This window comes from Bradyrhizobium iriomotense (assembly GCF_018129405.1).
Taxonomy (GTDB): domain Bacteria; phylum Pseudomonadota; class Alphaproteobacteria; order Rhizobiales; family Xanthobacteraceae; genus Bradyrhizobium; species Bradyrhizobium iriomotense_B.
The window spans coordinates 210,405-230,795 of sequence record NZ_JAFCLP010000007.1 but is presented as its reverse complement, the minus strand read 5'-3'; the positions used below and the strand labels follow the sequence as shown (position 1 = coordinate 230,795).

Sequence of the window (20,391 nt, the reverse complement as noted above, 5' to 3'; positions counted from 1 at the left end):
AATTCAGAACAAGCCCGCGGGATGCCGCGGGCTTGCTTGTTTCGACGGTGAGTGAGACACGCGTACGCTACGCCGCAGCTGGTCCGAACCACCTCGTCAACGCCTCCGCAAGTCCGAATTGGCTCTCGTCTCCGACCCAGGCAACGTGCCCGTCGGGCCGCACCAGTACGGCTTTGGGAGCGTGGACATGTCCGATAGCTGGAAGCTCCCATCCATCGCCGTAATCGGCGTCGACGACATCGGTGCGATCCGCCCACGGCGTGATGTCGATGGTATCCGGCTTGCCGAGATTGAGCAGCAGGCCGCGCGCACTGTGCAGCAGCGTGAACAATCTCAGCGGCCGGCCTTCGATCGTCAGGTCGAGATCGGACATGCGGCGTCCGAGCAGTGCGTGGCCTTCGCCGAGATCGTAGCGGATGTCGAGCCCGCTCATCATGGCGCCGAAACGCCTGCGCGGCTCGTCCATGGCGAGCAGGTCGGACATGACCTCGCGCGCGGCGATGAGGCCGTCGTCGGCGCGGCGGAGCAGGGCGATCTGCGCCCTGGTGTTGCGCAGCACGCGCGTGGCCACGGGATGACGCTCAGTGTGGTAGGTGTCGAGCAGGTTTTGGGGCGAGATGCCCTTGGCCACCTGCGCCAGCTTCCAGCCGAGATTGACCGCGTCCTGCAGGCCGGTGTTGAGGCCTTGGCCGCCAACGGAGTGGTGGATATGCGCAGCATCGCCGGCGAGCAGCACGCGTCCGTTGCGATAGGAGGCGGCTTGCCGCGCCGCATCGGTGAAGCGGGAGATCCAGGCGGGACTGTGCACGCCGAAGTCAGTGCCGTACACGGCGACGAGCGCGTCGCGGAGATCGCGCAAGCCGGGCTCGCCGCTGCGCTCACGTGTCGCTTCGGTCACGACGACCAGCACGCGTCCGCTTTCCACCTTGCTGAGGCCGTGGAAGCCGAGCGCGTCGTGACGCAGGCCCCACGCGGGCTCCTCGCGCATCTCGACCTCGGCCATGAGGTTGCTCAGCGTCGGATCGGAGCCGGCAAAGTCGATGCCGGCGGTCTTCCGCACCAGGCTGCGGCCGCCGTCGCAGCCAACGAGATAATTTGCCCGCAGCGTCCTGCCTCCGGACAGCAGGACATCGATGCCCGCCTCGTCCTGCGCGAAGCCCGTGACCTCGCAGCTCCGATAGACCGGCACCGCGAACTCCCTGACCCAGTCGGCCAGGATGCGCTCGATGTGGCTCTGGCGCAGTGCGAGCCCGTAAGCGTGGCGGGTCGGGAGGTCGCTGATGTCGAGCCTGGTCCAGGCGAAGCCGGCGAGCTGGACAATCTGTCCTTCGCGCAGGAAGCGGTCCGCGACGCCGCGCTGATCGAGGATCTCGATGCTGCGTGCGTGCAATCCGCCGGCGCGCGTGCCGACGAGATCCTGGCCCGCGCGCCGCTCGACGATTGCGACGTCGACCTGTGCGAGCGCGAGCTCCGCCGCGAGCATCAGCCCGGTCGGGCCGCCGCCGGCGATGACGACCGCATGGTCGCTCGCCGCCGCGCGCGTTGCGCTCGTCCGTGAGTGGGATGTCGGAAGCAGTACAGGCATGTCGTGACCCCTCGACTCGTTGGTTGGGTCGCGGCTTCTACACGATCATCGGGGGCTTGAAGCAAGCCCCTTGCGCACCACATATTGAGCTGGGAGGAGAGGCTTCCTTTTTTGCGCTTCGATTGACACGTCGGGCAATCCGGTCTCCGCCAACAATTTCATCCAGGCTGGCTATCGGCTCTACGTGCCCGAGGTGCCCTGGGCCTGGTCGCATACGCTGTACTGGCGAAAGCGGCTGCGCTAAGGGCGGGGTTTCCCGTGATACGGAACGTGGCCTTCGAAGAACGACTTGCACAAAGTGCGACGCAGCCTTGTATGCCCAATGTGTCGAGAGGCCCGGCAGCTTGACGGCTGCCGGGCCTTTTTGCGTTTTCAGGAATGTCGTTGAAGCACTTGCGAAGTCGGCTGCGGCGGGCTTTAAGTTTGCACTTGCAGGAAATTCGGCGATCACAAGCCGATGTAAGGGAGCATCATCGATGTCCACCAAGCCTCAATTGCCGGAACGTCCCTCGCGAGCAACGAAGGGGCCTGCGGCGCTCGATGGTCTGCTGGTCGTCGATTTTACGCGCGTGGTTGCCGGCCCGGCCTGCACGCAGACGCTGGCCGATTTCGGTGCGCGCGTCATCAAGATCGAGAACCCGGACGGCGGCGACGATACACGCGCGTATGAACACGCCGAGATCGGCGGCGAGAGTGCTGCTTATCTCAGCCTAAACCGCAACAAGCGTGGCATCGTACTCGACCTCGCCGTGCCTGAAGCCCGCGAGATCGCGCTGGATCTGATCCGCAAGGCCGACGTGGTCGTCGAGAATTTTTCGAGCGGGGTCATGAAGAAATTCGGCCTCGACTACGATGCCGTCGCGCCGCTCAATCCGCGGTTGGTCTATTGTTCGATCTCGGCCTATGGGCGCTCCGGGCCGTTCGCCTCGCGTCCCGGCTTCGATCCCATCACCCAGGCGGAAAGCGGCTTCATGTCGCTCAACGGATTTGCCGATGGTCCCCCAGTTCGCACCGGCCCACCCATCGTGGACATTGCGACGGGAATGACGGCCTGTAACGCCATTCTTCTCGCTCTGCTGGCGCGGGATCGGCTCGGCCGCGGCCAGCACGTCGAGGTTGCCTTGTTCGACATTGCAATGGCGATGACGGGCTTCTACGGCATGGCCTATCTGATCAATGGCCAAAATCCCGGCCGGTTTGGAAATTCACCGAGCGGGTCTCCCACCGTCGGCGTCTATGAAGCTTCCGATGGACCGCTCTATATGGCCTGCGCCAACGACCGGCTCTATCGCCGGTTGGTCGTCGAGGTGTTGAACCGGCCAGATCTCATCACCGATCCGCAATTCGCGACGCGCAAAGCGCGTTCTGAGAACAAGGAACTGTTGCGGGCAGCCATCGCGGAAGTCTTTGCAAGCGATACCCTCGAGAACTGGATGGCGAAGATGAAGCTGGCCAATATCCCGGTCGGCTATCTCCGCACCGTCGAAGAGGGCTTTAACGCACCTGAAGCCCGCGAGCGCCATCGCTTGAGCCGGATTCCGCATCCTACCGCAGACTGGGTCCCCAACATCGAGACGCCGATTACCATGAGTCTAACCGGCGCAATTAATCCCGTCGCCGCACCTCTGTTGGGCGAACATACCGTGGACGTCTTGCGTGACACGCTTGGTTATGACCAGCGCCGGATCGCGGAATTCGTCCAAAGGGGAGTCTTCGGATCAGGTAAGCCCCCGGTTTGAGCCCCGAGCCGTTGACCTGGTGGGCTGGCATCGCGCGGCTTTCGGATCGCTGCTCCACGATGCCGGTTCGCGATGTTGCCTCCTTTCCGAACAGCAGGGTTCAGAGCGATCGGCTTGATTTGCCGATCTTCCCGCCGCATAAGTATAGGAAAGCGAGGGATGCGGAATGGCGCCTGGTCAAGAGCCGAGCGTGGGCCAGCCTGAGGGGCCGGGATCCGGCGAGCGCGCTTACGCAGCAATGATCGCGAACGCTCGGGCGCTCCTGCCACGACTGCGGGAGCGAGCTGCCCGAACCGAGGAGCTGCGATACCTTCCGGCCGAGACCGAACGGGATCTGCACGACGCCGGCCTGTTCCGGATGCTCCAGCCCAAGCGCTTTGGCGGTGCTGAGCTCGATTATGTCGCCCTGATTGACTGCGCCGATCTGCTGGGACAGGCGGACGCGTCAGTGGCCTGGAATCTCGCCAATCTGGCGAGCCATCACTGGATGCTCGGCATGTTCGAGCAACGGGCGCAGGATCTGGTCTGGGGCCATGATCCGGATACGCTGATTGCCTCCTCGTTCATCTTTCCTGCGGGCCGCGCCACGAGGGTCAAGGGCGGATACCAGCTGCGCGGAAGTTGGCCATTTTCTTCCGGCGTCGCGTCGTGCGAATGGAACATGCTTGCAAGCGTGGTCTCCTCTGAAGACGAGGCAGATGGCATCGAGTACCGGATATTTCTGCTTCCGAAGGGCGACTATAAAGTCCTCGACACCTGGAATGTCGCCGGGCTGCGCGGCACCGGTTCTTGCGACGTGGAAGTCCGGGACGCCTTTGTGGCCGATGATATGACGGTGGCCGTTGGCGAGCTCACCGGCGGCCGGCCGCCAGGAAGCAAAGTCAATCCCAATCCATTGTATACGTTACCTGTGTTCTCGCTATTTCCTTACGTCTTGTCCGGTGTCGCGCTAGGAAATGCCCAGGCGTGCCTGAACGATTATATCGAGGTCGTGCGTCATCGCATTTCCACCTACAACCGTGCCAAGCTGAGCGACTTTCAGAGCACTCAGATCAAGATTGCGGAGGCCTCCGCCAAGATCGACGCTGCGCGTCTGATCATGCGTTCGGCTTGTATCGATGCCATGGAGAATGCAAGGCGTGGTCATATTCCCGATATGTCAGCCAAGACCCGATATCGGCGTGACGGGGCCTTTTCAGTGAACTTGTGTACGGATGCGGTCTCGATGCTGTTTGCGGCGAGCGGAGCGCGCGGCTTGTTCACGACGGGGGTTTTGCAGCGGCAATTCCGCGATGCACACGCGATCAACTCGCATCTCGCGTTCAACTTCGATGCGGCCGGAACCAATTATGGACGCGTGGCGCTGGGCCTGCCGTCCGAGAATCTTACGCTGTGAGGCCGGCCGATGAATGATCTGCCGAAGCAGCCGGCCGTTCCAGATCCAGCCAACGAACTTGCGAGCGACAGCTCGCCGATCGATCCTCGCGATTTTCGAAACGCACTCGGCACATACGGAACGGGCGTAACGATCATCACCGCCACGGCGGCGGACGGAAAGCCTTATGGCATCACCTGCAATTCATTTGCATCGGTCTCCTTGAATCCTCCTCTGGTCCTCTGGAGCCTCGGGGTCTATTCCTCAAGCCTGCCTGTGTTTCAGAACGCCAGCCACTTCGCCGTCCATATCCTCGGCACGTCGCAGCAGGTGCTTGCCAACAAGTTCGCGAAATCGTCCGATGACAAGTTCGCTGGTGTCGATTGGGCGCCAGGTCTCGGCAACGCTCCGGTGCTCGCCGAGAGCGTGGCCAGTTTTCAATGCCGCTCCGTCAACCGCTATTATGGCGGCGATCACGTGATCTTTCTCGGAGCAGTCGAGGCCTATGCCTACAACGCCAAGGAACCTCTGCTGTTTGCGCGGGGAGCATATGGCCGGTTCCTGGCCGACGATGAGCGCAAGAAGTCGCCGTAAGGCGCTTCTGGTCGTATTCGGCAGCTCAATGCTCTGCGGCCGAAAGCTTGTAGATCTCCAGCGCGTCCGCATCTGCGCCGCGCGCGGCCTTGGCCAGCCTGAAAAGTTGTCTGGCAAGCGATGCCATCGGCACCGGCGTCGACGTCGTCTGCGCGACATCGGCGACAGTATCGAGATCCTTGAGCATCGTAGAAATATGACCGAGCGGCGGGGAGTGGATGCCCTGGACCATCCGCGGCACGAAAAGCTGAAGCGGAATGGAGTCCGCAAAGCCACCGGCGAGCGCTTCGGGCAATCGATTGGCATCAATTCCTGCGTTCACGGCAAGGCGAGTTGCTTCGGCGAGGACGGCCATCGCGCATCCGACGATCACCTGATTGCACAGCTTTGTCGTCTGACCTGCGCCGGTAGGCCCCATATGGGTGAACCTGCGTGCCATGGCGAGGACGTAGGTGCGCACCCTCTCGACGTCGGCAATGTCTCCGCCGGCCATGATCGCAAGCGTGCCTTCCTCGGCGCCCTTGGTGCCGCCGGACACGGGTGCATCGATCCAGCCTGCGCCATTGGTATCATTCAATCGGCTCGCGAGGTCGCGCGCAGCGTCAGGATGGATCGACGAGAAGTCGACGACGAGCTTGCCCGCGCCGGTCGCGGCCGAAAGACCTTCAGCTCCGAATAACACCTCTTCAACCGCTGCGGCGTCCGTCACGCACATGAAGACGATATCCGCGTCCGTCATAACGTCGCGGGGGGTCATTGCGCGCCGTGCACCAGCTTCGACGAGGGGAGCGACCTTGCCCTCCGAACGGTTCCAGACGGTGACCTGATAGCCAGCCTTGAGCAGGCGGCGGGTCATGGGTGTTCCCATCAGTCCGAGCCCGACATAGCCGAGCCGCTCGGCGCCCTGCGGGTTTGTCTTGCTCGTATCAGCCATAGGTTGCCTCCTCCTGTCGCAGCGCAATGGCGCATGACCGCCGCCATACCATACATTGCGCGCGCTCCGGCGAAACCGGGCCGGCTTGCATGGCTTGCCTGATTGTTTGAACCATGAAACATTTGGGCTGGTCGGGTTGGGTGGCGCCGGTCGGCGCCGGAGCAACGGAGTGGGCGCGATGCGAACGGTTTCGAGGTTGATGCTGGCAATGGGGGCGGCGGCGGCGGTGATTGCGGCCGCAGGTCCCTCACAGGCGCAACAGACGATCCGCGTCGGTTGGACGATCCCGGCCGAGGAGTCCAAGTACTGGATGATGCGTCGCCCGGCTGAATTCCCCAATATCGGCAAGTCCTACAACATCGAATGGACCCAGTTTCAGGGCACCGCGCCGATGACGCAGGCATTGGCGGCGGGCGCTCTGGATTGCGCGACCCAGGCCCCGCTGTCGCTCTCCAACGGCGTCGTTGGCGGCAATCTCAAGGCCTATATCGTCGCGCAGCATGTCTTCGAGAAGCCCGGCGGCTTTTCAGTCTATTGGGCGGTGATGGATGACTCGCCGATCAAGACCATTGCCGACCTCAAGGGCAAGACTGTCGGCATTTCCGTGATCGGCGGCGGCACGCAGGGACCGTTCAACCTGCTCCTGAAGCAGAATGGTGTCGATCCGGCCAAGGATATCAAGCTGGTCGAGGTCGGCTTTGCGGTCTCGGAAGATGCGTTGCGCCAGGGCCGCGTCGATGCAGTCAACATGAACCAGCCGTTTGCTGCGCGCGCGGAAGCAAAGGGTGGCACCCGCAAACTGTTCTCGCTGTCGCAGGCCATGCCGAACATCGTGCACATTCTGGAAGCCTGCCGTGCCGATTTCGTCGACAAGAACCCGGAACTGGTCAAAGCATATGTCCGTGACATCACGTCGGGCATGAAGAAGGCTCTGGCGAACCGCGAAGAGACCTTGAAGGTCGTGTCCGAGGTGCTGAAGGCTCCCGTTCCGGTGCTCGAGACGTACCTGCTCAAGGAGAACGACTTCGGCCGTGACCCGGGAGCTGCGCCGAACTTCCCCGCCATTCAGAAGATGCTCGATATCTACGCAGAGACGGGAATGTTGCCAAAGCTCGACGTCGCTCAGTTCAAGCATCCGACGATCGTTGCACCGCTGCAATAGGTGGTAGAACGAACTATCCGGACGACGCGATCGCAACGTCCCGGCCAGCCAGGACGTTGCATGAAGAAGATGCACGCATGAAGAAGTTGCGATCACGGGTGACGACGGGCGGGCTCGACCGGGCTCCGCACCGCGCTTTCATGCGCGCGATGGGCCTCGACGACACCGCGATTGCCAGGCCGATGGTCGGCGTCGTCAGCATGAAGGGCGAGCAGACGCCCTGCAACATGACCCATGATTTCCAGGTGGCCGCCGCCAAGACGGGAATCGAGGAGGCGGGCGGGACGCCGCGCGAATTCTCGACCGTGTCGGTCTCCGACGGCATCAGCATGAATCATGAGGGAATGAAGTTTTCCCTGTTCTCGCGCGAGCTGATTGCCGACTCGATCGAAGCGGTCGTCCATGGCCTCGCCTACGATGCGCTGATCGGATACGGCGGATGCGACAAGACGCTGCCCGGCGTGATGATGGGGATGGTTCGTTGCAACGTGCCGTCCATTTTCATCTATGGCGGCAGTTCGCTGCCGGGGCGCGTCGACGGGCGGACTCTCACAGTGCTCGACTCCTATGAGGCTGTCGGTAGTTTCATGACGGGCGACATCGACGGAGAGACGCTCGAGCGAATCGAGCGTGCCTGCCTGCCCACTATCGGTGCGTGCGCCGGCCAGTTCACGGCGAACACCATGGGGATGGTGTCGGAGGCAATGGGTCTTACTATCCCCAACGTGTCGATGGTGCCTGGTATCTACGCCGAGCGTGCGCAGATCTCACGCCGTGCCGGACGCCTGATCATGGAGATGCTGGAACGCGGCGGGCCGCTCCCGCGCGACATCGTGACGCGGAAATCCCTCGAGAATGGCGCGGCCATCGTGGCCGCGACAGGTGGCTCGACCAACGCCGCGCTGCATCTGCCCGCGATTGCGAATGAAGCTGGCATCGCATTCACGATCGATGATGTTGGTGAGGTCTTCGCCAGGACACCGCTGATCGGAAATCTGCGCCCAGGGGGTAAGTACACGGCGAAAGATGTCTATGACATCGGCGGTGCGGCCGTCGTCATCCGCGAACTGATCCAGAGCGGCCACATGGATGGCAGCTGCATCACCATCACGGGCCGCACGCTTGCCGAAGAATACGGCACGGCCAACGCGCCCGATGGGGAGATCGTTTACGCCGCGCGCGCGCCGATCATGCCGGATGGCGGTGTAGCGGTGCTGAAGGGCAATCTTTGTCCGGACGGCGCAGTCATCAAGGTCGCAGGTCTGAAGAGCCAGTTTTTCGAGGGAATCGCACGCGTTTTCGAAGACGAGGAAGGCTGTGTCGCGGCTGTGCGTGACCGCAGCTACAAGGCCGGCGAGGTCCTTGTGATCCGTAATGAAGGGCCGGTCGGCGGCCCTGGCATGCGCGAGATGCTTGGCGTCACCGCGCTGATCTACGGGCAGGGCATGGGTGAAAAAGTGGCCCTGATCACCGACGGGAGGTTCTCCGGCGCCACGCGCGGCATGTGCATCGGCTATGTCTCCCCCGAAGCATTTGTTGGCGGCCCGCTTGCGCTCGTGCGGGATGGCGACAAGATCCGGATTGATGCGGCTGGCCGTCGCATGGATGTGCTGATCGACGAGCAGGAATTCGCCGCGCGCCGACGCGACTGGAGGCCGCGACCGCCACGGCATCGAGCCGGGGCGCTGGCGAAATATGCGCGATTGGTTGGCCAAGCGCCGGGTGGAGCGGTCACGCACGAGGGCCCGGCGGAATGGCCCTGGTTCGAGTGACGAGCCACGGCGTTGAAGGCAATCGTCCGTCTGGCAGGCTTCTTGCTAAGCTCGTGCTGCTGATGGAGGACATTCAGCAGGTCGATTGCGTGACGTTCGCGAATGCGTGAAGTGAGAGCGGGATGAAGGTAGTGCCTTCGAGATCGAGCGAATGGGTGAGTCCGGTGACGTCACAAAAGCCGGCTTCTGCGATCATCGAGATCGATCGCGTCTCGCAGGTTTTCCAGACCTCGGCGCGGAAGGACCATTTGGCGCTGTCGAACATCTCGCTGACGATCGACGAAGGAGCTTTCGTCTCCATTCTCGGGCCGTCAGGCTGTGGCAAATCGACACTGCTCTATATCGTCGGAGGCTTCGTAAGCCCAACCAGTGGCGTGGCGAAGATCAAGGGGCAAGCGATCACAGGACCCGGTCCGGATCGCGGACCGGTCTTCCAGGAGTTTGCGCTGTTTCCCTGGAAGACGGTGCTGGGCAATGTGATGTACGGGCCGCGCCAGCAGGGTGTGCGAGCGAGCGAGGCCGAAGCGCAGAGCCGGGCGCTGGTCGAGATGGTCGGGCTGAAGGGTTACGAGAACTTCTATCCCAAGGAGCTGTCTGGCGGCATGAAGCAGCGCGTCGCGCTCGCCCGGACTCTCGCCTACCATCCCGAAGTCCTGTTGATGGACGAGCCGTTCGGCGCGCTCGATGCGCATACCCGGACGCGTCTGCAGAACGATCTCCTGAACATCTGGGAACGTGATCGCAAGACGGTGTTGTTCGTCACCCATTCGGTCGACGAAGCCGTCTTTCTCTCGGACAAGGTCGTGATGATGTCGAAATCTCCCGGCCGTATCCGGCAGGTCATCGATATCGATCTGCCGCGACCGCGCCGCCGCAACGAGCTGCTGCTCGACCCGCGCTACCAGAAATACGTTGTGGACATCGAGCGCATGTTCGATGAAAGCGACGAAGTCGGAACATCCTCATGATGTCGCCGGCCGCTGTGCTCAAGCGTGCCGCCCCGGTGCTTGCCTGCATCGGGCTATTGGCAGTGTGGCAGGCCGCTGCGCTGGTGCTGAAGAACGACAGCTTTCCAACGGCGGTCGAGGCGATCCGCGCGATCCCGGATATCCTTGGCGACAAGGAGGCGCTGATCAACATCCTGGCCTCGCTTCGTCGCATGGCGATGGGGTTCGGTGTAGCCGTGCTCTTTTCGATTCCTCTTGGCCTGTTGATGGGGCGCAGCCGGGCCGTCGCAGCCTTCTTCAATCCGCTTCTGATGGTGATCTATCCGGTCCCGAAGGCCGCTTTGATGCCCATCATCATGCTGTGGCTGGGCGTCGGCGACATCACAAAGACGCTGGTGATCTTCCTTGGCGTCAGTCTGCCTGTGATCTATCACAGCTTCGAAGGCGCCAAGGCCGTCGAAGAGAAGATGTTGTGGTCAGGCGCTGCGATGGGACTCTCTTCCCTGCAACGCCTGGTCCGGATCGTGCTGCCTGCCGCGCTGCCGGAGATCCTGACCGGATGCCGCACGGGATTGGTGCTGGCACTGATTACGATGATCACCAGCGAGATGATCGCCCGCCAATCTGGCGCCGGGAACATCCTGTTCAATGCGCTCGACATGGGGCAATACGACACAGTCTTCGCGATGATCATCATCGTGGGAGCGATGGGCATCTGCCTCGATGCGATCTTCGAGCGGATCCGCGCCAGGCTGGTGCGTTGGTCCGAGCCTCAGTTCGACATGCCGCTGAGCTTCTCATGACATCGCGCCCTGTCTCAGCAAACCTCCTCCTTGGGCTCGCGCCGATCGCGCTGGTGATCGCCGTTTGGCAGGGCCTCGTCTCGCTCGGCTTTGCACCCGCGGCCTTGCTGCCGCCTCCGGGCTACGTCTTTGGCCGCCTCCTGCGACAGCTCGTGACATGGACGTTTCAGCAGGAGATCGCGGCGACCCTGATCCGGCTGTTTGCCGGTTTTGCGATCGCGGTCGTGCTCGGTGTCAGTATCGGCATCGCCGCTGCCGCCAGTCCGCCAATCAACGCTGTGGTCCGGCCGATCGTACGGGTATTGGCGCCGTTGCCCAAGGTTGCGCTCTATCCTGCACTCCTCCTGCTGCTCGGTTTCGGTCACGGATCGAAGATCACATTGGTGACTGCGGACGCACTTTTCCCTATTCTTTTGTCGACCTATTACGGCGCATCGACTGTCGAGCAGAAGTTGATCTGGTCGGCTATGGCGGCGGGAACGCGGCGCTACGAAATCCTGTTCAAGGTGGTATTGCCTGCGGCGATGCCTTCAATCCTGACCGGCTGCCGGATCGGCCTTGTCATTTCCTGCATCGTGGTGTTTCTGGCCGAGATGATCACGTCGACGGACGGGCTGGGCCACGCCCTGGTCACGGCGGCCCGGACGTTCCAGGCCGTCGACATGTTCGTACCGCTGATCACGATCTCGCTGCTGGGGTTGATCTTGAACGGCCTGTTGGGCGCCGTGCGGTCATACCTCTTGCGGGGCTTCCCCGAAGCGTGATCTGACTTAACAAGAAACCACCGGGAGTGAATCATGCTGGCCGATCGCATCGAGGCAAAATGGATCGACGCATTTTGCGAGATTTTTGAGCGATGCGCCGTCAAGGCAGGTGACACCGCGGCGATCCTCTCGGAGACCCAATCGCGCGCATTGAATGTTCATCTGGCAGAACTCGCGCTGCTGCGCATGGGCGCACGGCCGTTCCACGTGGTGATGCCGACGCCCCGTAATCGGAACATCGTTCCGGTTCGCTCGACCGGGGCGAGTGAGGCGATCCAAAAGCTTGGTCCGGTCATTACCGCACTTCAACAGGCCGGCTTTGTCGTGGATTGCACCATCGAGGGCCTGATGCACGCGGTGGAGACGCCTGAAATCCTCAAAGCCGGCGCGCGGATCCTGGTGATCTCGAACGAGCATCCCGAGGCGCTGGAACGCATGGTGCCGGATCCGGCGTTGGAGAAGCGCGTCCGCGCCGCGGCGAAGATGCTGCGCGGAACCAAGCGCATGCGGGTAACCTCGAAGGCCGGCACGGCGCTCGACGTTGATATGGTCGGTGCTTCAACGGTCGGTGTGTGGGGCTGGACCGACAAGCCCGGCACGCTGGCGCATTGGCCGGGTGGCATCGTCGTCAGCTTCCCCAAGAGCGGGACGATCAACGGCACGCTGGTGATGGCACCCGGTGACATCAATCTGACCTTCAAGCGTTACCTGACCTCGCCTGTGAGGATGACCTTGAAGGATGACTATGTCGTTGAGCTGGAAGGCGAGGGCACCGATGCCGCGATGATGCGCGCCTATCTCGCCGCTTGGGGCGATCGCGAGGCCTACGCCGTGTCGCATGTCGGCTTCGGCATGAATCCGGGCGCGCGTTACGAGGCGCTGTCGATGTATGACCAGCGCGATACCAACGGCACGGAGATCCGCGCCGTCTCCGGCAATTTCCTGTTCTCGACAGGAGCGAACGAATTTGCCGGCCGCTACACGGCAGGGCATTTCGATCTGCCGATGATGGGAACGACCATCGAGCTCGATGGCGTCGCGGTGGTCCGGGAGGGCGTCCTGCAGGACGTCTTCGGCTAGCCGCGGTCGATCACGGGCGGGCGGGCCAGGTCGAAGTGCCGGAGCAGGTCCACCATGGCCTGAAGACGTTTGACGCGATAGGCATCGACGTCCATGCCTGAATAATCGAGGAAGCCGGCGCCCGTGCGGAGACCGATCCGGCCCTCGTGCATGTTCTTCGAAATCACCTCGGGCGCCCGATAGCGGTCGCTGCCCAGTGCGCCCTCGAGATAGCGGCTGGCGTAGTACAAAATGTCGCCGCCGCCCCAGTCGATGAATTCGAGCAGCCCGAGCACAGCGTAGCGAAAGCCGAAGCCGTAGCGGATCGCCTTGTCGATCTCCTCGGCGCTGGCGACGCCTTCCTCGACCATGCGCGCGGCCTCGTTCATCGCCAACGCCTGGATGCGCGGGACAATGAAGCCGGGCGTCGCCGCGCAGACCACCGGTACCTTCCCAATGCCTTCAAGCAGTGCCTTGACCTCGTCGACGATGGCGGGATCGGTGGCTTCGCCGGGCGAAATCTCGACCAGCGGGATCAGATAGGCCGGATTGAGCCAGTGCACGTTGAGAAAGCGACGAGGGTTCATGATCGCGCCGGAGAGATCGTCGACGAGAATCGTCGACGTCGTCGAGGCGATGATCGTGTCCGGACCGACCTGCCTCGAGGCTGCGCCCAGCACCTCTCGCTTGAGCTCAACGACTTCTGGAACACCTTCGAAAACCATTCCGGCTTCGGCGAGCGCTGCGCCGCCTTGGCTGGTCGGCACCACCGACACACGAGCGATGAGGGGATCGACATCTGCCTCGGTGAGCAGCCCCAAGCTTGATAGGCTTGAAAAAGTCTTCCTGACTTCGCCGAGCGCGTCCGCCTCCAACTTGGCAAAATCTTCCGCTGAACGGGCCTTGACGTCGACCATCGTAACCGTATGCCCCGCATAGGCGAACGCGACGGCGATACCGCGCCCCATGCGGCCGGCTCCGAGACAGGCGATATTGGCGCGACGGGTCATCGATCAGAATCCGTTGCGAAGCAGCGTCTGCAATTCGGACTTGCTCAGGTTGCCAAGGCCAAGCGTGTCGAGCGTTCGGCCGCCTTGCGCGAAATCCTCGCCGCAGATCGCGCCACCGATCGCCAGGAAAGCCTTGGCCAGCGGCGTGGCCACGCCCGCCAGGCCGGCGACGGAAACCAGCAGCGATAGCCCAAGCCGCAAATCCTCACGCATGTAGCGGTGCTCGGTCAGCACGATGCGTTCGCGCCAGTCGCCGGAATCGGTCAGCCGGTCATGCGAGCCGCGGCCGTACATCCAGATCTCGCCTTCCTTCGCGTAGTGATGCGCGAGGGGAAAATGCGGTGCGCCGTAGCCGAGCGCCTCGCGCACCGCGATCCGCTCCGCGTCGAGTGCGTCGGTTACCTGGCGGATCGCGGCTTGCGTTCCTTCCTTGTGGATGTCCCATCGCTCGAAATGCTCGATCGGGCCGGCGTTCATCACGATCAGTGGTGGATGGATGATGGGACCCGCATTCATCAGCGCGCCAGACAGCGCATCGCCGCATGGTTCGATCGCATCGGGGAAGGCGCGTCCGATCAGTTCGAGCGCATGTGGAGCCTGGTCCAGCGGGAACACCCCGACCGGAAGCCGCTTGGCGCGGATGGTGATCGCGACTTCGAACGACCCATGCTTGCGGGTGAGCCAAGGCAGCGTGCCGGTCTCGGCAAAGCTCACCTGGGCGTGGTTGCCGGCCTCGCGTGCGGCCTGTGCGAAGACCATCGAGCCGAATGTCGCCGGCGGCAGGAACACGACTTGTCCGTCCCGCAGATGCGGCCCGAGGAGCCGGGCAATATCCGGCTGAGCAAAAGCCGGGGCAGGGCACAGGATCAGTTCGGCGCCGTTGACGGCTTCGGCGATGTCGGTCGTGACCAATGCCAGCTCTACGTCGTGGCGGCCGTTGTGATCCTTCACCAGGACGCGCGAGCCGGCGGCGCGATGTGCCGCGACTTGATCTGCGTTCCGGCGCCAGAGCCGGACCTCGTGCCCTGACAGCGCAAAATCGCCAGCGGCCGCGAAAGAGCCGTTTCCCCCACCCAAAACCGCAATCTTCAAGATGCTTCTCCTTGCGCGCGCGAGCGCGCATCAAGCTGTTTCAGCAGGAAATGCTGGACCTTACCCAGCGCCGTACGCGGCAGGTCAGTGACGAAGACGATCTCACGCGGAACCTTGTAACGCGCGAGCTGGGCCTGAAGATGCACTCTCAGTTCGTCCGCTTCGAGCCGGCAGCCTGACCGCCGGATGACATAGGCGATCGGCACCTCGTCCCAGCGCGGGTCGGGTCGGCCGATCACGGCGCATTCGCTGACATCGGGATGTTCGAGCAGAACGCGTTCGATCTCGGCCGGATAGACGTTCTCGCCGCCGGAAATGATCATGTTCTTCTTGCGGTCGCGCACCCAGAAATAGCCGTCGGCGTCGCACAGGCCGATATCGCCGGTGCGATACCAGCCGTCGTGCAGCGCATCGCGTGTGGCCTCCGCGTTGCCCCAATACTCGAAAAACACATTGGGGCCGCGCACCGCGATTTCGCCCGGCGTGCCCGCCGGCACTTCAGTGCCGGCTTGGTCGATCACCTTCGCTTCGCAGCACAAGCCGGCAAGTCCAGTCGATCCTGCACGCGAGAGATCGCCGCCAAGCCGCGTGTAGACCGCGATGGGGCAAGTTTCCGTCGAGCCGTAGACCTGAAGCACCGGGACGCCGCGAGCGACGAAACGCTCGATCAGGTGCGGTGGCGCGATGGTCGACCCGGTGGCGACGGCCTTGAGTGAAGACAGATCGGTCGTAGGCCAATCCGGATGCTCGCTCACGGCCTGGATGATCGCCGGCACCATCACGGTCAGTGTCGGCCGCTCGTTTTCGATAGCGGCGAGCGCCGTATCCGGCGTAAATCGCGTATGGATCGTGACGGTTGCGCCCAGCTGGAGCGCCGGCGTGGTCTGGATGTTGAGGCCGCCGACGTGGAAGAATGGCAGCACCGTCAGCACATGATCGTCAGACGTCATGTTGTGCATGTGCTGGCTCATGACGCCATTCCAGAACAGCGCCTCCTGGCGCAGCACGGCGCCTTTCGGCCGTCCGGTCGTTCCCGACGTGTAGACGATCAGGAGCGGGCAGGAGAGATCGGTGTGCGGGTTGCGGCCGTTGCCTTCGCCATGGGCCAGCAGGCTTTCGAACGTCGTGCCGCGAGGAGGCGTGAAATCGAAGCCGATGACTGCGGCGCCCGGCGCAGTCTGCGCAAGCTCCGGCAGAACTCCCTCGAATGCCTGCTCGAGCACCAGCACCTTGGCACCCGCATCGTTGAGGATGAAGAGCTGCTCGGCGACCGCCAGCCGCCAGTTCAAGGGCACCAGCATCGCGCCGAGCCGCGCGCAGGCATAAAGCAGGACCAGATAGTCCGGCCGGTTCAGGCTGAGGATCGCGACGCGGTCGCCGCGACCGACGCCGAGCTCCTGCTTCAAGGCCGTAGCCGTCTGCTCGATGCGCGCGGCGAATGCCGCATAGCTCAGCCGTTCGCCTTCGAAGGCAATCGCCGTCTTGTCTGGCGCGAACGCCGCGTTGCGGTCGATCAGACTACAGAGGTCCACCGTCAGTCGTCCGTCTCGCCGGCCTCGTACAGCGCCTCGCGCCCGATCCGGTCGAGGCAAAGCTCGGCCGTCCAGGGCAGCATCAGGGAGCCGCACCGGCTATCGCGGTAAATGCGCTCCAGCGGCAGTGACCGGAGCATGGCCTGGCCGCCGCAAGTGCGGATCGCAAGCGCCGCGAGCTCATTGGCGCCTTCCATCACCGAATATTGCGCGGCATAAGCCCGCAACACCTGCTCCTTGCTCGGATTGGCGCGTGCTTCGGTGACTGCCTGGAACCAGACCGACTTGATCTGCTCGAGCTTGATCTGCATCTGCGCGACCGCGATCTGCTTGGTCGGGTACATCCGGCGCTTGACCGGCGGCATGCCCGGCACCTCGCCGCGCAGATAGCGCAACGTAAAATCATAGGCTGCTTGCGCAAGGCCCATATAGGTCGGCGACAGCGTCAGGAACATGTGCGGCCAGCGCATCGCAGCCTGGAAATAGACGCCGCGCGGCATCAGCGCCGCGTCCTCCGGGACGAATACGTCCTTGAACAGCAGCGTGCGCGAGACGGTGCCGCGCATGCCGAGCGGATCCCAGTCGCCGACAACGGAAACGCCTTCCGATTTTGCGGAGATCGCGAGGTAAAGCGTATTGCGGCGCGAGGCCTTCTCGCCTTCCTCAATCTCGGTGCAAAGCACGCCGTAGTAGTCGGCGTGGCCGGAGAGCGATGCAAAGATCTTCTTGCCATTGACGATCCAGCCGCCCTCCACCGGCCTGGCCTCCGTGCCGAAGGCAACGCCGCCTGCGGCCGCCGCGCCGCCCTCGGAGAAGGGCTGCGAATAGATCGCGCCGTCCTCGACGATGCGCTTGTAATGGACCGCGCGCCGCCGCTCGTGCTCGGCGCGGGTTTCCGTATCCATGTCGAGATCGTCGGCGAGGGGCCCCGACCACAGGGTCGAGCAGACATGCATGTTCCAGGTCAGTGCCGTCGCGCCGCAATAGCGGCCGATCTCGGCGGCTGCGAGCGCATAGGTCTGGTAGTTCGCACCAAGCCCGCCATGCTTCTTGGGGACGGCGATACCGAGCAGGCCGACGCGGTGCAGATCGCGATAATTCTCCGTCGGGAAGATCGCCTCGCGATCGTAGGTCGCCGCGCGGCCGGCGAACACGCTCTGACCGATCTCTCGCGCGCGCGTGATGATACCAGCTTGTTCGTCGCTCAGGCGGAATGCGACGGGGTCGAAGATCGGCGCATCCAGCGCGACCTTGTCGCTCGCGCCGATAGTCTTGCTGACTTGCATGGTCATTGCGTAGTCACCTTACGCTTTGGTCGCGACGGAATTCAGGAACCGGCCGAGCGCCTCATCAAAGGCGCCAGGCCGCTCGAGGTTGGCGAGATGGCCCACGCCGGCGAGTTCGATATATTCGGCGGAAGGGATATAGGTCGCCGTCTTCGCCATCATTGGCGCCGGCGCATTATTGTCCTTGGAGCCGGACAGCAGCAGCGTCGGAACGGAAATATCCTTGAGCGTGCTGCGCTGATCGAATCCGATCAGGGCCAGCATCATGGCGCGATAGCTTGCCTCCGGCACGCTTGCCATGCACTCGCGCGCAAGCTCCATTCCCTTGGGATCAGGATCGTCGCCGACAAGTTCCTTCACCAGTGAAGGCGCCAGCGACTTCATCGTCTCGCCGCGGTCGAGCGGCCCGAGCCGTGCCGCGATGAACGATCTCTGCCAGTCGCCATCGGCCTTACCGAACGCCGGGCTGGTCTGCGCCAGGACGACTGCACGCGCCAGTTTCGGCGCTTGCACCAGCCATTTCTGAACGATCATGCCGCCGATGGAATGGCCGACCAGAATAGGCTTGGTCGCACCAAGCTGCTCGATGAATTGCTGGAGCGCATCTGCCAGGGCGGCGATACTGACGCTGGCAAGCGGCGCCGAGCCGCCATACCCGGGCATGTCCCAGGCGATCGCGCGGAAGCGGTTGCCGAATGTAGCTAGCTGGTGCCGCCAGGCGCGCGCCGCGCCGCCGATGCCATGCAGAAAGATCAAGGGTATCGCATCGGAAGCGCCCGCAGCTTCATAGGCGAAGCGTTCGTCCTTTGTTATCATTGGCGCAGGCTGCGACACGCGACATCCTTTTGCTTGGCCCCGTGATGCTAACAGGCCTGTGGGGGATGGAAAGAGATAATTTTATACTTAAAGCAATTTCCGGGCCGTCCGTGGCGCGCAGCTGTTCACGGCGCCAATCGGCGCTTTCGTTGCAAAAATTTGAAGTTTAAAATATATCCGAAAGAGCGATCAGCAGATCCCGAGGAGCCCGCGCATGTCCGCATTGCCGCAATCGCCGCACGCGCTGGTGACCGGTGGCGGCCGCGGCATCGGCCGCGCGATCGCAGCCGCTCTCGTTGAGGCCGGCGCAACGGTAACGGTGCTCGGTCGGAACGCCGCAACTCTCGAAGAGGCGATCAAGGCGGGAGCCGCGCATTTCGCGGTCGTCGCTGATGTTTCGGACGAGGTGGCGCTGAACGCTGCCATCATGGAGGCGAGTGTGCGGCAGCCGATCGATATCCTGATCGCCAACGCGGGCAGCGCCGAATCCGCGCCGTTCGTGAAATCGGACAGTGCCCTGTTTTCGCGCATGATGGACGTCAATTTCATGGGCGTGGTCCATGCTATCCGCGCGGTATTGCCCGGGATGAAGGATCGCTCCTATGGACGCATCGTGGCGGTCGCGTCGACAGCCGGCCTCAAGGGTTATGCCTATGTCAGCGCGTACACTGCGGCCAAGCACGCTGTGGTCGGGCTCGTGCGTTCGCTCGCCCTCGAGATGGCCGGCAGCAATGTGACGGTGAATGCCGTGTGCCCCGGCTTCACCGACACGGATCTCGTCGCCGGCAGCATCGAAAATATCATGAAGAAGACGGGCCGGAGTCGGGAGCAGGCGATTGCGAACCTCGCTAGGCACAATCCGCAAGGGCGGCTGATCACACCGCAGGAGGTGGCTGACGCCGTGCTCTGGTTGTGCGGCGAGGGCGCCGGAGCGGTCACCGGGCAGGCGATCGCGATTGCCGGTGGTGAGATCTAGCGTGACGTGGGTTCAGAACAGGACGGCCAAGGAGAACATATGAGCAGACCAGCCAATCCCGTGACCGTACCGCTCGCGGATTATTCGCCGCAGCACTTCCTGCTAGCCGTGGTCGATGGCGTCGCGATGGTGACGCTCAACCGTCCCGAGCGAAAGAATCCCCTGACGTTCGAAAGCTACCGGGAGCTGACGGATTTCTTCCGCGCCTGCGCGTTTGACGATGCAGTCAAATCCATCGTCGTCACCGGCGCCGGCGGCAATTTCTCGTCCGGCGGCGATGTCTTCGAGATCATCGGCCCGCTCGTGAAGATGGACACCAAGGGGCTTACCGCCTTCACGCGGATGACCGGCGACCTCGTCAAGGCGATGCGAGCCTGTCCGCAGCCGATCGTGGCTGCGGTCGAAGGCATCTGCGCCGGCGCCGGCGCGATCGTCGCCATGGCCTCGGACATGCGCCTCGCGGCCAGCGGTACCAAGGTCGCCTTCCTGTTCAACAAGGTAGGCCTTGCCGGCTGTGACATGGGCGCCTGCGCGATCCTGCCGCGCATCATCGGGCAGTCCCGCGCCTCCGAGCTGCTCTATACCGGCCGGTTTATGACCGCGGAGGAAGGCGAGCGCTGGGGCTTCTTCAGCCGCATCGTCACCCCGGAACAAGTGCTGCCGCAGGCGCAAATCCTTGCCAAGCAGGTCGCGGAAGGGCCGACCTTCGCTAACACCATGACCAAGCGGATGCTGGCGATGGAATGGGCGATGTCGGTGGAGGAGGCGATCGAGGCGGAAGCCGTTGCCCAAGCGCTGTGCATGACGACGGCGGATTTCGAGCGCGCGTTCGAGGCATTTGCCAACAAGGTCAAGCCGGTCTTCAGGGGCGACTGAGCCGGCTGCTATTATCCGCAGCCAAGCCGGCGAAGGGGACTTGCGTGAAATTATTTTAGGCTTAAAATA

General features: G+C 63.1%; 18 protein-coding genes and 1 pseudogene. 12 read left to right on the top strand and 7 right to left on the bottom strand.

The window, feature by feature from the left end; translation table 11 throughout:
• Window positions 1-67: 67 nt before the first annotated feature.
• On the bottom strand, window positions 68-1,585 hold the full coding sequence (locus JQ592_RS17840) for an FAD-dependent monooxygenase (protein ID WP_211404115.1): 1,518 nt from the start codon (window positions 1,583-1,585) through the stop codon (window positions 68-70).
• A gap of 124 nt (window positions 1,586-1,709) precedes the next feature.
• Between JQ592_RS17840 and JQ592_RS38275 the strand changes: the two are divergent.
• From JQ592_RS38275 to JQ592_RS17825, 4 genes and pseudogenes are all read left to right on the top strand, one after another.
• A pseudogene (locus tag JQ592_RS38275) lies at window positions 1,710-1,829 on the top strand (GNAT family N-acetyltransferase); the annotation flags it as partial.
• Window positions 1,830-2,061: 232 nt separating this feature from the next.
• Window positions 2,062-3,324, top strand: a complete 1,263-nt coding sequence (locus JQ592_RS17835; protein ID WP_211404114.1) for a CaiB/BaiF CoA transferase family protein — start codon at window positions 2,062-2,064, stop codon at window positions 3,322-3,324.
• 166 nt (window positions 3,325-3,490) lie between these two features.
• Window positions 3,491-4,720, top strand: a complete 1,230-nt coding sequence (locus JQ592_RS17830; RefSeq protein ID WP_211404113.1) for an acyl-CoA dehydrogenase family protein — start codon at window positions 3,491-3,493, stop codon at window positions 4,718-4,720.
• A 9-nt stretch (window positions 4,721-4,729) separates the two neighbouring features.
• Entirely contained in the window at window positions 4,730-5,293 is a 564-nt protein-coding gene (locus JQ592_RS17825; RefSeq protein WP_211404112.1) for a flavin reductase family protein, read from the top strand.
• Between the two features lie 25 nt (window positions 5,294-5,318).
• Here JQ592_RS17825 and JQ592_RS17820 read toward each other — a convergent pair whose 3' ends face one another.
• Entirely contained in the window at window positions 5,319-6,227 is a 909-nt protein-coding gene (locus JQ592_RS17820) for an NAD(P)-dependent oxidoreductase (protein ID WP_211404111.1), read from the bottom strand.
• Between the two features lie 178 nt (window positions 6,228-6,405).
• On the opposite strand from JQ592_RS17820, the gene JQ592_RS17815 reads away from it, so the two are divergent.
• The 6 genes from JQ592_RS17815 (at window position 6,406) to JQ592_RS17790 (ending at window position 12,755) form a co-directional block, all read left to right on the top strand.
• Window positions 6,406-7,389 carry an ABC transporter substrate-binding protein gene (locus JQ592_RS17815; RefSeq protein ID WP_211404190.1) on the top strand — a complete coding sequence of 328 codons (984 nt, stop codon included), beginning with the start codon at window positions 6,406-6,408 and terminating at the stop codon, window positions 7,387-7,389.
• 77 nt (window positions 7,390-7,466) lie between these two features.
• The gene (gene ilvD, locus JQ592_RS17810) at window positions 7,467-9,161 is read left to right on the top strand and encodes a dihydroxy-acid dehydratase (RefSeq protein WP_211404110.1); all 1,695 of its coding nucleotides are present in this window, start codon (window positions 7,467-7,469) and stop codon (window positions 9,159-9,161) included.
• A gap of 122 nt (window positions 9,162-9,283) precedes the next feature.
• Entirely contained in the window at window positions 9,284-10,129 is an 846-nt protein-coding gene (locus tag JQ592_RS17805; protein ID WP_211404109.1) for an ABC transporter ATP-binding protein, read from the top strand.
• A complete protein-coding gene (locus JQ592_RS17800; protein ID WP_211404108.1) occupies window positions 10,126-10,911 on the top strand; it encodes an ABC transporter permease in 786 nt (261 codons plus the stop codon). The genes JQ592_RS17805 and JQ592_RS17800 overlap by 4 nt, the downstream gene beginning before the upstream one ends.
• Window positions 10,908-11,675, top strand: a complete 768-nt coding sequence (locus JQ592_RS17795) for an ABC transporter permease (RefSeq protein WP_211404189.1) — start codon at window positions 10,908-10,910, stop codon at window positions 11,673-11,675. The genes JQ592_RS17800 and JQ592_RS17795 overlap by 4 nt, the downstream gene beginning before the upstream one ends.
• A 33-nt stretch (window positions 11,676-11,708) precedes the next feature.
• Window positions 11,709-12,755 carry a peptidase M29 gene (locus JQ592_RS17790; protein ID WP_211404107.1) on the top strand — a complete coding sequence of 349 codons (1,047 nt, stop codon included), beginning with the start codon at window positions 11,709-11,711 and terminating at the stop codon, window positions 12,753-12,755.
• Here JQ592_RS17790 and JQ592_RS17785 read toward each other — a convergent pair.
• Genes JQ592_RS17785 through JQ592_RS17765 form a run of 5 tightly spaced genes read right to left on the bottom strand, consistent with a single transcriptional unit; the run spans window position 12,752 to window position 18,488 of the window.
• A complete protein-coding gene (locus tag JQ592_RS17785; RefSeq protein ID WP_211404106.1) occupies window positions 12,752-13,744 on the bottom strand; it encodes a 3-hydroxybutyryl-CoA dehydrogenase in 993 nt (330 codons plus the stop codon). The genes JQ592_RS17790 and JQ592_RS17785 overlap by 4 nt on opposite strands.
• Before the next feature lie 3 nt (window positions 13,745-13,747).
• The gene (locus JQ592_RS17780; RefSeq protein WP_211404105.1) at window positions 13,748-14,836 is read right to left on the bottom strand and encodes an NAD/NADP-dependent octopine/nopaline dehydrogenase family protein; all 1,089 of its coding nucleotides are present in this window, start codon (window positions 14,834-14,836) and stop codon (window positions 13,748-13,750) included.
• Window positions 14,833-16,368 (bottom strand): class I adenylate-forming enzyme family protein, encoded by a 1,536-nt coding sequence (locus tag JQ592_RS17775; protein ID WP_211404104.1) that lies wholly within the window; start codon window positions 16,366-16,368, stop codon window positions 14,833-14,835. Before JQ592_RS17775 ends, JQ592_RS17780 begins: the two co-directional genes overlap by 4 nt.
• Window positions 16,369-16,370: 2 nt before the next feature.
• Window positions 16,371-17,660, bottom strand: coding sequence for an acyl-CoA dehydrogenase family protein (locus tag JQ592_RS17770; RefSeq protein WP_211404103.1), 1,290 nt, complete (start codon window positions 17,658-17,660; stop codon window positions 16,371-16,373).
• Between the two features lie 12 nt (window positions 17,661-17,672).
• On the bottom strand, window positions 17,673-18,488 hold the full coding sequence (locus JQ592_RS17765) for an alpha/beta fold hydrolase (protein ID WP_211404102.1): 816 nt from the start codon (window positions 18,486-18,488) through the stop codon (window positions 17,673-17,675).
• Between the two features lie 196 nt (window positions 18,489-18,684).
• Here JQ592_RS17765 and JQ592_RS17760 point away from each other — a divergent pair, with 196 nt between their 5' ends.
• Together JQ592_RS17760 and JQ592_RS17755 are read left to right on the top strand one after the other, a co-directional pair.
• Complete coding sequence (locus JQ592_RS17760) at window positions 18,685-19,446, top strand: SDR family NAD(P)-dependent oxidoreductase (protein ID WP_211404101.1); 762 nt, start codon at window positions 18,685-18,687, stop codon at window positions 19,444-19,446.
• A 39-nt stretch (window positions 19,447-19,485) separates the two neighbouring features.
• Window positions 19,486-20,322 (top strand): enoyl-CoA hydratase family protein, encoded by an 837-nt coding sequence (locus tag JQ592_RS17755; RefSeq protein WP_211404100.1) that lies wholly within the window; start codon window positions 19,486-19,488, stop codon window positions 20,320-20,322.
• Window positions 20,323-20,391 lie beyond the last annotated feature (69 nt).

Coding starts and splice junctions, on each gene's coding strand:
- JQ592_RS17840 (WP_211404115.1), bottom strand. CDS start 1,585: ATGCCTGTACTGCTTCCGACATCCCACTCACGGACGAGCGCAACGCGC.
- JQ592_RS17835 (WP_211404114.1), top strand. CDS start 2,062: ATGTCCACCAAGCCTCAATTGCCGGAACGTCCCTCGCGAGCAACGAAG.
- JQ592_RS17830 (WP_211404113.1), top strand. CDS start 3,491: ATGGCGCCTGGTCAAGAGCCGAGCGTGGGCCAGCCTGAGGGGCCGGGA.
- JQ592_RS17825 (WP_211404112.1), top strand. CDS start 4,730: ATGAATGATCTGCCGAAGCAGCCGGCCGTTCCAGATCCAGCCAACGAA.
- JQ592_RS17820 (WP_211404111.1), bottom strand. CDS start 6,227: ATGGCTGATACGAGCAAGACAAACCCGCAGGGCGCCGAGCGGCTCGGC.
- JQ592_RS17815 (WP_211404190.1), top strand. CDS start 6,406: ATGCGAACGGTTTCGAGGTTGATGCTGGCAATGGGGGCGGCGGCGGCG.
- ilvD (WP_211404110.1), top strand. CDS start 7,467: ATGAAGAAGTTGCGATCACGGGTGACGACGGGCGGGCTCGACCGGGCT.
- JQ592_RS17805 (WP_211404109.1), top strand. CDS start 9,284: ATGAAGGTAGTGCCTTCGAGATCGAGCGAATGGGTGAGTCCGGTGACG.
- JQ592_RS17800 (WP_211404108.1), top strand. CDS start 10,126: ATGATGTCGCCGGCCGCTGTGCTCAAGCGTGCCGCCCCGGTGCTTGCC.
- JQ592_RS17795 (WP_211404189.1), top strand. CDS start 10,908: ATGACATCGCGCCCTGTCTCAGCAAACCTCCTCCTTGGGCTCGCGCCG.
- JQ592_RS17790 (WP_211404107.1), top strand. CDS start 11,709: ATGCTGGCCGATCGCATCGAGGCAAAATGGATCGACGCATTTTGCGAG.
- JQ592_RS17785 (WP_211404106.1), bottom strand. CDS start 13,744: ATGACCCGTCGCGCCAATATCGCCTGTCTCGGAGCCGGCCGCATGGGG.
- JQ592_RS17770 (WP_211404103.1), bottom strand. CDS start 17,660: ATGACCATGCAAGTCAGCAAGACTATCGGCGCGAGCGACAAGGTCGCG.
- JQ592_RS17760 (WP_211404101.1), top strand. CDS start 18,685: ATGTCCGCATTGCCGCAATCGCCGCACGCGCTGGTGACCGGTGGCGGC.
- JQ592_RS17755 (WP_211404100.1), top strand. CDS start 19,486: ATGAGCAGACCAGCCAATCCCGTGACCGTACCGCTCGCGGATTATTCG.